Source organism: Ottowia oryzae, assembly GCF_003008535.1.
Taxonomy (GTDB): domain Bacteria; phylum Pseudomonadota; class Gammaproteobacteria; order Burkholderiales; family Burkholderiaceae_C; genus Ottowia; species Ottowia oryzae.
Map to the genome: position 1 here is coordinate 1,484,906 of NZ_CP027666.1, position 12,718 is coordinate 1,497,623.

12 protein-coding genes are annotated in these 12,718 nt (G+C 66.1%); 4 read left to right on the forward strand and 8 right to left on the reverse strand.

Features of this window, described 5'->3' with window-relative positions:
* Positions 1-5 precede the first annotated feature (5 nt).
* The 5 genes from gspK to gspG all read right to left on the reverse strand — a co-directional run bounded on the left by gspK (position 6) and on the right by gspG (position 3,918).
* Entirely contained in the window at positions 6-1,040 is a 1,035-nt protein-coding gene (gene gspK / locus C6570_RS06970) for a type II secretion system minor pseudopilin GspK (protein ID WP_164675501.1), read from the reverse strand.
* Positions 1,037-1,690, reverse strand: coding sequence for a PulJ/GspJ family protein (locus C6570_RS06975; protein WP_342747948.1), 654 nt, complete (start codon positions 1,688-1,690; stop codon positions 1,037-1,039). Before C6570_RS06975 ends, gspK begins: the two co-directional genes overlap by 4 nt.
* 221 nt (positions 1,691-1,911) lie before the next feature.
* Positions 1,912-2,232, reverse strand: coding sequence for a type II secretion system protein GspI (locus C6570_RS18390; protein ID WP_245896433.1), 321 nt, complete (start codon positions 2,230-2,232; stop codon positions 1,912-1,914).
* Between the two features lie 332 nt (positions 2,233-2,564).
* Positions 2,565-3,002, reverse strand: a complete 438-nt coding sequence (locus C6570_RS06985; protein WP_106702575.1) for a prepilin-type N-terminal cleavage/methylation domain-containing protein — start codon at positions 3,000-3,002, stop codon at positions 2,565-2,567.
* A 472-nt stretch (positions 3,003-3,474) separates the two neighbouring features.
* Positions 3,475-3,918, reverse strand: coding sequence for a type II secretion system major pseudopilin GspG (gspG, locus tag C6570_RS06990; RefSeq protein ID WP_106702576.1), 444 nt, complete (start codon positions 3,916-3,918; stop codon positions 3,475-3,477).
* Positions 3,919-4,016: 98 nt separating this feature from the next.
* On the opposite strand from gspG, the gene C6570_RS06995 reads away from it, so the two are divergent.
* Positions 4,017-4,688: a hypothetical protein gene (locus C6570_RS06995; protein WP_106702577.1), complete on the forward strand. Its 672-nt coding sequence runs from the start codon at positions 4,017-4,019 to the stop codon at positions 4,686-4,688.
* Positions 4,689-4,935: 247 nt separating this feature from the next.
* On the opposite strand, the gene ilvA is transcribed toward C6570_RS06995, so the two are convergent.
* The gene (gene ilvA, locus C6570_RS07000; RefSeq protein WP_106702578.1) at positions 4,936-6,576 is read right to left on the reverse strand and encodes a threonine ammonia-lyase, biosynthetic; all 1,641 of its coding nucleotides are present in this window, start codon (positions 6,574-6,576) and stop codon (positions 4,936-4,938) included.
* Between the two features lie 378 nt (positions 6,577-6,954).
* Between ilvA and C6570_RS07005 the strand changes: the two genes are divergently transcribed.
* Positions 6,955-7,407: an OsmC family protein gene (locus C6570_RS07005; protein ID WP_106702579.1), complete on the forward strand. Its 453-nt coding sequence runs from the start codon at positions 6,955-6,957 to the stop codon at positions 7,405-7,407.
* Between the two features lie 433 nt (positions 7,408-7,840).
* On the opposite strand, the gene coq7 is transcribed toward C6570_RS07005, so the two are convergent.
* Positions 7,841-8,473 carry a 2-polyprenyl-3-methyl-6-methoxy-1,4-benzoquinone monooxygenase gene (coq7, locus tag C6570_RS07010; RefSeq protein WP_106702580.1) on the reverse strand — a complete coding sequence of 211 codons (633 nt, stop codon included), beginning with the start codon at positions 8,471-8,473 and terminating at the stop codon, positions 7,841-7,843.
* 235 nt (positions 8,474-8,708) lie between these two features.
* Here coq7 and C6570_RS07015 point away from each other — a divergent pair, with 235 nt between their 5' ends.
* Complete coding sequence (locus C6570_RS07015; protein WP_164675502.1) at positions 8,709-9,671, forward strand: porin; 963 nt, start codon at positions 8,709-8,711, stop codon at positions 9,669-9,671.
* A gap of 282 nt (positions 9,672-9,953) precedes the next feature.
* The gene (locus tag C6570_RS07020) at positions 9,954-10,898 is read left to right on the forward strand and encodes a porin (protein WP_106702582.1); all 945 of its coding nucleotides are present in this window, start codon (positions 9,954-9,956) and stop codon (positions 10,896-10,898) included.
* Between the two features lie 320 nt (positions 10,899-11,218).
* Here the strand turns inward: C6570_RS07020 and C6570_RS07025 are convergent, their stop codons facing one another.
* Positions 11,219-12,445, reverse strand: coding sequence for an IS256 family transposase (locus tag C6570_RS07025; protein WP_106702583.1), 1,227 nt, complete (start codon positions 12,443-12,445; stop codon positions 11,219-11,221).
* Positions 12,446-12,718: the final 273 nt, after the last annotated feature.

Sequence of the window (12,718 nt, forward strand, 5' to 3'; positions counted from 1 at the left end):
GGCGCTCAGCGCGCGCCCGCCGCCCGCGCCAGGGGCGTGGCGCCCGCGCCGTTGCCCAGATCGACGGTGAGCGCCGTGCGTTCGCGCCACAGCGTGGTGACCTGGCGCGTGCGGCGGTCGCGCTGCACCACCGAAACCTCTTCCAGCGCTACGTCGTCCAGCCGCAGGCGGCCACGCACCTCAAAAAAGTCGGACGTGGTGCTGACCCAGGTCGTGCTGGCCTGCGGGCCGCCCACGGCCTGCATCGCGTCTGACGGCTGCTTGAAGAAGCTGCTGTCGCGCTGAACCACCACGCGCTGGGCGCGCGCCATGTCCAGCTCGGGGATGCTGGCGGCGATCACCTGCGCGCTGGCGGTGTTCAGGTTGACGGGGGTGGGCGCGTTGTTCACCAATGGCAGCACGGTGACGTAGGGCCGCAGCGTGTCCAGCGTGCTGGCGGGCAGGCCCAGCCAGGCCAGCTGCTCGAATCGGCGCGGCAGCAGGGGCGCGTCGCCCCCGTCGTCGGTGGGGCCGCGCATCGCCGCGCTGGCGCGTGCCAGGGCGCGTTGCAGCGCGCCCAGCTCGCCACTGGGCAGGTTGAGCAGCTCAAACAGGCGGGTGAAGCGGGTGAAGGCATCCAACTGCTGCGACGGCGCGCCCGCCACCAGGTTCATGACGTTCATGCGCGACTGCATGTCGGTGATCTGGCCGGACAGAAACGCGTCGCGGTCGGTGTCGCTGCTGGCCTCGCCAGCGGCCAGGAAGGTGGACAGGCGCGCCTCGGCCAGCGGCACGGCCCAGGGCTCGCCCAGGTGGTCGGCGTCGAAGCCGCGGTTGCGGTCCTCCCGTAGATCGCCCGCCAGAATCAGCCGGCCCCAGTCCAACGCGCCCGTCAAGATCCAGGCCGACTGCACGCGCGCGCGCTCGGCGGCCTCGACCTCTACGCCCCGCCACTGGCGCCACATGGCGGCGGCGGCCAGCGTGGCGACCAGGGCCACGGTGATCATGGCCATCAGCAAGGCGGCGCCGCGCTGGCGTGCCGAGGGCTGCTGCGCCCTCATGAAGCCCCCCCGAAGTTGGGCCGCACCCAGTCCAGCACCATTGGGCCGTTGATGGCCTGGCCGGGGGCGAAGTTGATCAGCAGGCGCACGCCGTCGGGCAGGGTGCCCACGGCGGCGGCCGATTCGGCGCCGCTGGACAGCGGGTTGGTCCAGGCGTTGTTGCGAAAGTAATGCACCTGCCATTCGGTGGCGTTGGCCACGCGCACGGCCTGGGCGCCGGTGCCGTCTGCGGCCTGCTCGTTGGCGGTTTGGCTCCAGTTCTCGGCGTTGTCCCAGGCGGCCTTCCAGGCGTTTTGCGACAGGAAGGGCGCCGACTGCCAGCGCAGCCACTGGCCGTCGGGGCGGCGCGTCCAGGCCACCACGCGCAGGCCGCCGGCCGGCTCGCCAGCGCTGGCGCGGGTGATGCGGAGCAGCCGCCCGTCCCACGACAGGCTGCGCTGCGAGGCAGACGTTTGGTAGGGCGGGCTGCCGTCGGTCACGGGCCAGACCATCATGGCGTCGAGGTCGGCGCGCCACTGCGACAGCCCGGCCTGCAGCGCCAGCACGTCGTCGGTGTAGCGGCGCGTGCTTTCCTGCGCACGCGCCATGCCATCGATGCCGCGCCAGGTCAGCATGGCCATCACCGCCATGATAGTCAGCGCGACCAGCACCTCGATCAGGGTGAAGCCGCTGGGCCTGCGGGCGCTGCGCAGGGGCGAAGATTGCGGACCAAATCGGCCCCTGGCGCTGGTGGGGTCAGCGCTGGCAGCTATGAAATTAGGATTGACGGCCAGAGCGGCTTGGTCGCACCGTGCCCCAGTCCGCAGCGCACGGCGCGACGAATGGGGGGGAAACGCGCGCGGCACCGACGGGGGCGATGGCATCGGTGGCATCAGTTCCTGCCCATGATGCTGGTCACCCGCACCACCTGCCGCCCGCCGTCCAGCACGCTGACATCCACACGGCGGAAGTTGGGGTTCGGCGTGGGCCGCACCGCCTGCGCCACCTGCAGCGTCAGCCCGGCCTGCGCGCAGTCGCTGACCGTGTCGCCCACGTTCGGCAGCTGGCGCGCCAGACGCAGCTCGACCAGGCGGTTTTCGGCGCACACCTGGCCCAGCAGCAAACGCCCCTGGCGATCGGCGTTGTCCGTCAGCGCTGCGGTCGATTTCAGGCCCGCCACCAGCGCGATCGCCGTGATCGCCAGGGCCACCATCACCTCGACCAGGGTGAAGCCGCGCTGCCGGCGGTGTTGCAAGTCAAATGAGCCTCTGGCGCCCGTGGGATGAGCGCTGGCAGCTATGAAATCAGGAGTTTCTGCGCCATCAAACGCATCGCCCGCCGCACCCTGGCGGTGAAGCCCAAACCATCCGGCGCGCGCTGCGAAAACCCAGCCAGCCGCCATCCCCAGGCCTACGGACCGCGCAGCAGGCGATGCCAGCGAATGCCGTTGGGCGCGCTGCGCCAGCAACGCGCGTCGCGCCTCCGCCTTGCGTGCGATGCACAAATCGTGCGGTGGCAAGGCGCCCAGCGCCTCCAGCGCGCGCGTCATGGCGCCCCCACCGTGAACGGCCGCAAGCCATCGGTCGCCACTCGCATCTGCGCCTGCGTGGTGCCGCCCGCGCGCTGCAGCACCACGGACTGCGCGCCGATGATCGGATCTGGCCCCAGCACCACGGGTGCGTTGCCCAGCGCGCGCGTTTGCCCGTCCAGCCAGCGCGTGGGCAGCGGCGCGGCGCTGGCGGGCAGGCCGTCAAACACAAAGCCGGTGGCCGTGGTGTGCCAGACCACCGGCACGCCCGCCGCGCGCGACTGCGCCCGCGCCGATTCAAACAGCGCCGCCAGCCGCTCGGCATCGCGCTCCAGCGCATTCGCATCGCCATCGCGCAGCGCGAGGCCCGCCAGCGCCGTGCCCATGGCCACGATGGCGATCACCACCATCAGCTCGATCAGCGTGAAACCGCGCGGGGTTGGGGGGCGAAACATGGCTCTGGCGCTTGTCCAGCGGGCGCTGGAAGCTATCAAATCAGAAGTAAAAGGCACCTTCAGGCGAGCGGCGTGGCGTGCCGAGCGCACCGGCCCGACGAAGGCGCGGGGCGGCCGTGCATCCAGCCGGCAGCCAGCCTGATCCGGCTGGCCGAACGCCGAGCTGTCGCCCCGTCCTCAGCACCGCACCGTGCAAACGCTCGCGGAGCAGGCCAAGCCAGCGAACGCGCAGAACCGCCGCGCATCCACCCAGCGGCCAAGGTCATCCCGCTGTCCGCACGCCTCACACCGCCGCCAGCCCAAGCCCAGCCGGCCTCAGCACCCCACGGCGCAAACGGCCGCGGAGCAGGCCAGCCCAGCGAACGCGGTGCCCGGACCTGCGCCGGGCACGCGCGTTGTCCCCCTTCCCGAAGCGCGCAGCGCGAAGAGAGAAGGGGGAGGTCGCGCAGCGACTCAGGGGGTTGCATCCCAATTACTGCCAGCTGCCAATGTCCGCGTTCTTGCCTTCGCCGCCGCTTTGCCCGTCGGCGCCAAAGCTCATCACGTCCACCTCGCCCTGCACGCCTGGGTTCAGGTACTGGTACGGGCGGCCCCAGGGGTCGTTGGGCAGCTTCTCGAGGTAGGGCTTCCAGTTGGCGGGCGCGGGCGCGGTGGTGGGGCGCACCACCAGCGCTTGCAGGCCCTGCTCGGCCGTGGGAAAGCGCAGGTTGTCCAGCTTGTACAGCTTGAGCGCCTGCATGATGTTGTGCACGTCGGTGCGCGCGGCGGTGGCGCGGGCGTCGTCGGTGCGGTCCAGCACATTGGGCACGATCAGCGCGGCCAGCACGCCGATGATGACCAGCACCACCATCATCTCGATCAGGGTAAAGCCCAGGCTGCGGCGGGCGCGGCGGCCCAGAGAGGAAAAGACGGTCATCGTTACGGCGTGAAAAAAGGGCCCGCTGCGGCGCGCGCCACAGTCCAAATCAATCGCATCAATGATAATCGCCGCATGTTCAAGCAAGGCGATCGCCGGTGAAGCTGTTACCTAACTCCCGCTGGGCCGTGGGTGGCGTCACCCTGGCCGTGTGGGCCGTGGCCGCAGGCAGTGCGCTGTTCTGGTACCTGCGTGCGGGCGATGCGGGCGCGCCGATGGCGGTGGCTGCGGCCGGCGCGCCGTCGGGCGCGGTGCAGGTCGATACGCGCGCGGTGGCGCGCACGCTGGGCGCGCCCGATGCGCCCACCACCACCGCTTCGGCGGCGGACGTCACCGGGCGCCTGGCGCTGCGTGGCGTGGTCACGCACCAGGGCAAGGGCGCGGCGCTGATCTCGGTGGACGGCAAGCCGCCCGTCAAGCCCCTGCGCGTGGGCGCGGCGGTGGATGGGGTGGACGGCTGGTCGGTGCGGTCGGTGTCGCAGCGCGCGGTGGTGATCGCCACCAACGGGCGCGAGGCGCGGCTGGACATGCCGCCGATGGAATTGCGCTCCAGCGCGGGCGATGCGGTGGCGCCGCCCCTGCCATCGCCCAGCCTCACGCCGCAGGGCACGCCAGGCAATGGCAATGGCAACGGTGCGTCGCCCACCACGCCGGTGCCCATGCAGACCCCCGGCCAGCTGGCGCCCACGGTGAATACGTCCGCCAGCGGCAAGCCGGGCTCGGTGCCCGCGATGCGCTCTTACCCCCCGCGCCGCGCGCCGGGCGTTTGATAAAGCGCGGCAGCGCGGCGGGCGCTGTGGGGTGGGTCTAATCGGCCTCTGGCGCAGATGCAGCGGGCGCCGGTAGCTATCAATTTAAGAGTCTTGCGTCGGCATGCGCTGGCCGCTGGCGCAGCGGCGCGCGCCGTTGGCCGTCAGCGCTGGCGAAGAGCTTTTCGCGCGCTCGGCGGCGTAGCCCAACAGGCGAGCGGCGACCGGCATCGGCCGCTGCCCGCGCCGGGCGGTCGTTTTGGCGCTGTCAGCGCTGCAAGAACAGCCGATACGCCGGGTTGTTGGTTTCTTCCACCCAGGGGTAGCCCAGCTCATCCAGAAAGGTGTGAAACGCCGCGTCGTCGGCGGCGGGCACCTGCATGCCCACCAAAATGCGCCCGTCGTCCGCGCCCTGGTGTCGGTAGTGGAACAGGCTGATGTTCCAGCTGGGCGACATCAGGTTCAGGAATTTCAGCAGCGCGCCGGGCCTTTCGGGAAAGACGAAGCTCATCAGCCGCTCATCCACCGCCAGACGTGAGCGCCCGCCCACCATGTAGCGCACGTGCTCCTTGGCCAGTTCGTCGTGCGTGAGGTCGATGGCGCTGAAGCCCGCCTGTTCAAACGCAGCGGCGATGCGCGGCGATTCGCCCTTGCCGGCGGTGGTCAGGCCGACGAAGACGTGCGCCTTGCCCTGCTGCGCCGCGTCGCTGATGCGGTAGTTGAACTCTGTGACGTTGCGCGGGCCCGCCGGCAGGTTGCCGATGGCCTCGATGAAGCGGCGAAAGCTGCCGCGCTCTTCCGGGATGGTCACGGCGAACAGCGCCTCGCGCTCTTCACCGACTTCGGCCCGCTCGGCCACGAAGCGCAGGCGGTCGAAGTTCATGTTCGCGCCCGACAACACCGCCACGTAGGTGCCGCCCGTGGTCTGCTGGCGCGCCACGTACTGCTTGACCGCCGCCACCGCCATGGCGCCCGAAGGCTCGACGATGCTGCGCGTGTCGATGAACACGTCCTTGATGGCCGCGCACACCGCGTCGGTGTCGACGGTGATGAACTCATCCACCACCTGGCCGGCCACGCGGAAGGTCTCGGCCCCCACTTCCTTGACGGCGGTGCCGTCAGCAAACAGGCCCACGTCGGCCAGCTTGACGCGCCCGCCGCTGGCCACCGATTGGGCCATGGCGGACGAATCGCTCATCTGCACGCCGATGATCTTCACGTCTGGCCGCACCGCCTTGATGTACGCGCCCACGCCGCTGATCAGGCCGCCGCCGCCGATCGCCAGAAACACCGCGTCCAGCGGGCCCTGGTGCTGGCGCAGGATTTCCATGCCGATGGTGCCCTGGCCAGCGATCACCAGCGGGTCGTCAAACGGGTGGATGAAGGTCAGGCCCTGCTCGGCCTGCAGCTTGACGGCGTGCTCGTACGCGTCGGAATAGCTGTCGCCCGCCAGCACCACGTCGCCGCCCAGCGTTTTGACCGCGTCCACCTTCACCTGCGGCGTGGTGGTGGGCATGACGACCACGGCGCGCGTGCCCAGCCGCTGGGCCGACAGCGCCACACCCTGCGCATGGTTGCCCGCGCTGGCGCAGATCACGCCTTTTTCAAGCTGGCCGGGCGTCAGGTTGGCCATTTTGTTGTACGCGCCGCGCAGCTTGAAGCTGAACACGGGCTGCTGGTCTTCGCGCTTGAGCAGCACCTTGTTGTTCAGCCGGCGGCTGAGGGCGCGCGCCGGGTCCAGGTGCGACTCGATCGCCACGTCGTACACCCGCGCGGTCAGCACCTGCTTGAGGTAGTCGATGGCCGTCAGCGCCGCGGCGCCAGCGCTGGGCGTGGATGAATGGGCGGTGTCGGTCGTGGAGGCGGCAAAAGCGCCCGCGCTGGGCGCGGCGGTGCGAGAGGCTGGCATGGGGGCGATCAGGAGGCTGAATAAGGTGCCCCGCAAGCGCCGAAAAGTGCGCGGAGCGAGTGGCGATGATACGGCGCCGGCCGCCTGCGCCGTGCGGGGCGTGTGCCCGTGGTGCGTTGCAGCAAAAAAAAAGCCCCGAGGCCAGGGCCTCAGGGCTTAATCCACCTATTGAAGGGGTGGAGGAGACAAACGGTGCAGCTGGAAAACCAACCGCATGCCTCGCAGTGTACCGAAAAGCACGCGCGTTCGCCGAGTGTTTGCTGCTATGCAACACAACTTGCCTGCTATTTGCGGCAGTTTTCCCTGTGCGCGGGGGCTGGCGTGTCGAATCCGCTACCCTCGCGTTCCCTTTTGCACGCATTTTTCACGAGGCCAAGGATGGAATGCACAGTCAGTTGGACCGGCGCGGCGGGTACGCGCTCGGGGATGGGGTTTGTGGCAGAGACGGGCTCTGGCCACGTCATCGCGATGGATGGCGCGCCCGATGAAGCCAAGCCCGCCAACGGCGGCCAGAACCTGGCGCCGCGCCCCATGGAGACGGTGCTGGCCGGCACCGGCGGCTGCACGGCGTACGACGTGGTGCTGATCCTCAAGCGCGGGCGGCACGACGTGCGTGGCTGTTCGGTCAAGCTGACCAGCGAGCGCGCCACCGAAGACCCCAAGGTGTTCACCAAGATCCACATGCACTTCACCGTGACGGGCAAGGGCGTGCCCGCCAGCGCTGTGGAGCGTGCCGTGGCGCTGAGCCACGAGAAGTACTGCTCCGCCTCGATCATGCTGGCCAAGACGGCCGAGATCACCACGTCGTTCGATCTGATTGAGGTGGCTTGAGGCGGTGAATGGCCGGCCGTGCCGGGGTGGCTGGACCTTGTTCTGGGCCTAGGCCGGCGTAGGTGCAATCAAATTGATAGCTGCTCGCGATGGTGGCTGTAGCGCTATCGTGCGTTTTCTTGCAGTTATTCTTTGCCGTGACCAGGCGGATGGCGAACACCCCTTCAGAAGCGCAAGTGGTCACTTAGCCATCGCCAGCGCGGCTTGCCCAGCACGCGGACGGTGTTAGAAGCTTGTTTTTTGCTATTTATTGAGTAGCTGCCAGCGCTGGTGGGCTGTGCGCTAGAGGCGGTTTTCTTGGGTAAAAACCAGTCAAGTGGCTGTGGCCCGCGCTCTGCATGCGCTCGGGGGTGCTGCGCCGGGCGTCGCACTCGCTGCCATCGGGTCGGCCATTTCATGGCCTGTTTCAAGCTCAGGCGGCGCTGCCACCGCCTCAGATGCGGTGCGCCGTGGTCGTCATCACCTTGGCCGCCAGGCGCATCAGGCCGCGCACCGGCGCCGGCAGTGGCGTGCCCCCGGCGGCCGCGGCTTCACGGGCATGGTTCGCCTCGTCCTCCTTCATCTGCGCCACGATGGCGCGCGATGCCGCATCGCCCGCCGGCAGCCGGTTCATGTGGCTGGCCAGATGCGCCTCGACCTGCCGCTCGGTCTCCACTACAAACCCCAGGCTGAGCTTGTCGCCCCCCACGCGCCCCGCCAGCCAGCCAATGCCGAACGCGCCCGCGTACCAAAGCGGGTTCAGCAGGGAAGGGCGGTCACCCAGCTCGTCCAGGCGCTGGCGCGTCCAGGCCAGGTGATCGGTTTCCTCGCGCGCGGCCGCGTCCAGGTGCTGGCGCAGCACCGGGTCGTTCGTCGTCATGGCCTGCGCTGTATAGAGTGCCTGCGCGCACACCTCGCCCACGTGGTTGACGCGCATGAGGGCGCCCGACACGCGTTTTTCGGGCTCTGAAAGCGGCATCTCGGCGCTTGCGGACGCCAGCGGCGTAGGGCGCGCGGCGCGCGGTTGCGCGAAGAGTGTGCGCAAAGCGCTGTCGGCGGCTGAGAGAACTCGGTCGGTGGTCGTCATGCCGCCATGGTAGAGCCTTCCCGCGGCCCAAGGGTGGCGCCAGGAGCGGATTCTTCGCCTGTTTGGGGTGTTGCTGCAGTGCAACGAACACTCGTTTACCCTAGCTAAGCGCCGACGAAGGACATAGAATTTGCGTTCCCCCTGAATTCAAATGTTTTCAGCAAAGGGTGGGGCGACATTGGGGCCCGCGAAGGAATTTCTTCTGTTCCCCACGTTGCTTCGATCTCTCTCTTCCGTGTCAATCTACCCTGGAGAACCTGCAATGAAAAAATCACTGATCGCCCTGGCCGTCCTGGCCGCCTCTGGCGCCGCTATGGCCCAGTCTTCCGTCACTCTGTACGGCGTGGCTGACGCTGGCGTGGGTAAAGTCAAATCGGGCGGCTCTGACAGCTCGAAAAAGAATGAATTCCTGAGCGGCAGCACCATGAACAACGGCAACAGCCGTCTGGGCGTGCGTGGCACCGAAGACCTGGGTGGCGGCCTGAAAGCCGGCTTCAACTTCGAAACCGGTATCGATCTGGACGACGGCAGCGCCACGAACAGCGCCTTCTGGGCTCGTCAAGCCAACATTTGGCTGGGCGGCAACTGGGGTACGGTCAAACTGGGTCGTCAGTTCACGCCCAGCTACCTGACCACCTCCACGTTTGAATTGACCGGCACTGCCAACTACTCGGTTCTGGCCAACACCTACAACTACGCTGGCATCGGCTCGCGCGCTAACAGCGCCTTCGCCTATGTCACGCCTAACATGGGTGGTTTCTCGGCTGCTGTGGCCTACGTGACCAAGACCGATCTGGCCGCTTCCAAAGCTGCTTACGATCTGGGCCTGATGTACAACAACGGCCCGATCGCTGTTGGCGTGTCGGCTAACAAGTTCAGCACCAGCAAAACCAACTACCAAGCTGGCGCCAAGTACAGCTTCGGTAACTTCGCTATCGCTGGTTCGTACACGCAAGCCTCCAACACTTCCAAAGCTGTTCGTCGCGGCTTCGGTCTGGGTGCTTCCGCTGGCTTCGGCGCTTTCTCGCTGACTGCTGACGTGACGCGCGACACCAAGAACGAGTGGACTGGCAAGAAGTACACGAACGGCGTGGTGGAAGCCAAATACGCGCTGTCCAAGCGTACGTTTGTCTATGGCGCCTTCCTGCGCTTGGACAAAACCAACAACTACGGTATCGGCGTTCGCCACAACTTCTGATCGTAGTTTTCAAAACGGGTCGGGCACATTTCTCTGAAAGAGTCTGACCTGGTTTGAAGCCAGTCGGTGCCGCAATGGCATCGACTTTAGGCGGGCGGTTTGTTGGGTTAAGCCAACACAACCGCCCGACCGGCCGGTTTCCCGCACGGAAACCTTTGCATGTTCGGCCGATGTTAGGTGCAATAGAGGCAACTTCCCGATTGGGGAGGTTGTACCGGATGAAGTTGGGCGGTTTGACTCAACACAGTACCGGTGCTCTGTATCTAACTTTGGAGACTTGCAATGAAAAAATCACTCATCACACTGGCTGTGCTCGCCGCTTCTGGCGCTGCTATGGCTCAATCGTCTGTCACCCTGTATGGCGTGGCGGATGCTGGCGTTGGCAAAATCAAATACGGCTCCGGTGGCACAACCCCCGGTAACGATGCCAGCAACAAAGTCGAATTCCAGAGCGGCAGCATGATGAACAACGGCAACAGCCGCATCGGCGTGCGCGGGGTCGAAGATCTGGGTGGTGGTCTCAAAGCAGGTTTCAACTTTGAATCGGGTCTCGACCTGGACGACGGCGCCGCACTGGGTTCTGGTGGTGGCTTCTGGGGTCGTGCGGCCAACATGTGGCTGGGTGGCGGCTGGGGTACTTTGAAGCTGGGTCGTACGCTGCATCCCTCGTTCTACTCGATGGCCACATGGGAACTGACCGGTGCCGCTAACTACTCGGTTGTAGCCAACACCTTCGGCTTCGCGGGCAATCCGTCACCTCGCAATAGCAGCCAATTCAGCTACCAAACGCCCACCATGGGCGGGTTCAGCGCCGAACTTGGCTACATCTTCAAGGCAGACAATGGTGGCAATGCTCGCTGGGACGTGAACGCGATCTACGCCAATGGCCCGATCGGCGTCGGTCTGGCAGCTCACAAACAGAAGAACGGCAAACTGGGCTACGGCGTGGGTGCCAAGTACACCTTTGGCAACTTCGCGCTGGCCGCGTCTTACAACGACAAAGAGAAACTGCGCCGTGGTTTCTCGCTGGGCGGCTCCGCCAACTTCGGCGCCTTTACCCTGACTGCCGACGTGACACGCGACACGCGCAACCAAATGGGCAAAAAGTACACGAACGGTTTGCTGGAAGCCAAATACGCCTTGTCCAAGCGCACGTTTGTCTATGGCGCGTTGCTCCGCCTCGACAGCACCAATAACTACGGTTTGGGCGTTCGCCACAACTTCTGATGCACGTGCAGTCGTTACGACTGCATCCTTGTGTATCTCTTCAGCCGCCTTCGGGCGGCTTTTTGCTTTCTGGACCTCGTGAGTAGCAGCGCCGATTCAGCGGCACATTAGACACCGCCGCGCGCCCCGGCGGAGCGCATGCAGCGAAATCCCGCCGCAAGACCGTTTCTGGCCTTTGCCCAGCAGCGAGCGGGGCCATCCCCGCCGTTCAACCGATTGAGGCTGACCTCAAAGAACGCGCTATTCGTTGGGCGTTGCCTTTGACCTTCGTGAGCGCCGATCACGGGCGTGTCCGAATTTTTGTGTAAACGGTTCGGACTTCAATTGACGGAGATGCGGTCTGCGAACTGAATAGTAAAGCGGGTCAGTGCAGCCTTCCAATCGCGGATGGGCATGGTCCACTTCTGGCTGATGTTGCGCAGCGCCAGGTAGAACAGCTTGGTCAGCGCCTCGTCGCTGGGGAACAAGCCCCGGTTCTTGGTCAGCTTTCTCAAGCTCATGTTGACCGACTCGATGGCATTGGTGGTGTAGATGACCTTGCGGATTTCCGCCGGATAGTCAAAGAACGGCGTCAACCGACTCCAGTTCCTGCGCCAGGACTGGCCGATGGGCAAGTAGTCCGAATCCCACTTGGCCTCGAACTCGCCCAGTCGCAGCTCGGCCTCTTCGGCCGTGGCGGCCTGGTAGATGTGGCGCAGGTCTGCTGCCACCTCTTTGCGGCGCTTCCACGAGACGTAGTTCAGGCTGTGGCGCACCATGTGCACGATGCACAGCTGCACCACAGCCTTGGGGAACACCGCCTCGATGGCATCGGGGAAGCCCTTGAGCCCGTCAACGCAGGCGATGAAGATGTCCTGCACACCCCGGTTGCGCAGCTCGGTGACCACCTGCAGCCAGAACTTGGCACCCTCGGTCTGCGCCAGCCACAGGCCCAGCACCTCCTTCTCGCCATTCATGTTGATGCCGATGGCCAGGTACACCGCCTTGACCCGCACCGCGCCCTCGCGCACCTTCACGTGGATGCAGTCCAGATAGACGATGGGGTAGATGGCGTCCAGCGGGCGGGCCTGCCAGACCTTGACCTCTTCGCTGACGGCGTCCGTCACCGATGAAATCAGGCTGGGCGAGACCTCGGCGCCGTACATCTGCTGCAGGTGGCTCTGAATCTCGCGCACCGTCATGCCACGGGCGTACAGCGAGATGATTTTGTCGTCGAAACCGTTCCAGCGGGTCTGGTGCTTGGGGATGAGCTGGGGCTCAAAGCTGCCGTGGCGGTCACGGGGTACTTCGATGGGCAGCTCGCCGAACTCGCCCTTGAGGGTCTTCTTGCTCTTGCCGTTGCGGGTGTTGCCGCTGGCGTTGGCCACGGCTTCATGGCGCTCGTGCCCCGGGTGCTCGGTCAACTCCACGTCCAGCGCCTTCTCCACCAGCAGTTTGGTCAGCTGCTTGAGCAGGCCGTTCTCGCCGATGAGGTCTTCGGGCTTCTTGTAGTTGGCCAGCAGGCCAGACAGCAGTTCTTCGGATACGTCGTGTTTCTTGGTGCTCATTGTGCTTGCGGACAGGCCGGCTTGCGCCGGCGGTGGATTGTCCGTTTACACAAAATTCTGCACACCCTCGTCCGCGAGCCCATCGTGCGCGAACTCACCAGCTTTGTGCTGCTGGGCTGTGGCCTCGCACCAGACTAAAGCCCCACGCCCATTTCTGGGCATGGTCTGCGCGCCAGAGGGCCTGCGGGGCGTGATGCGCACCAGCAAGCGGCGCAAATCGGTCGCAACAAGGCCACGTTGATCCACCACAAAGACGTTTGACGGCTTTTTGTG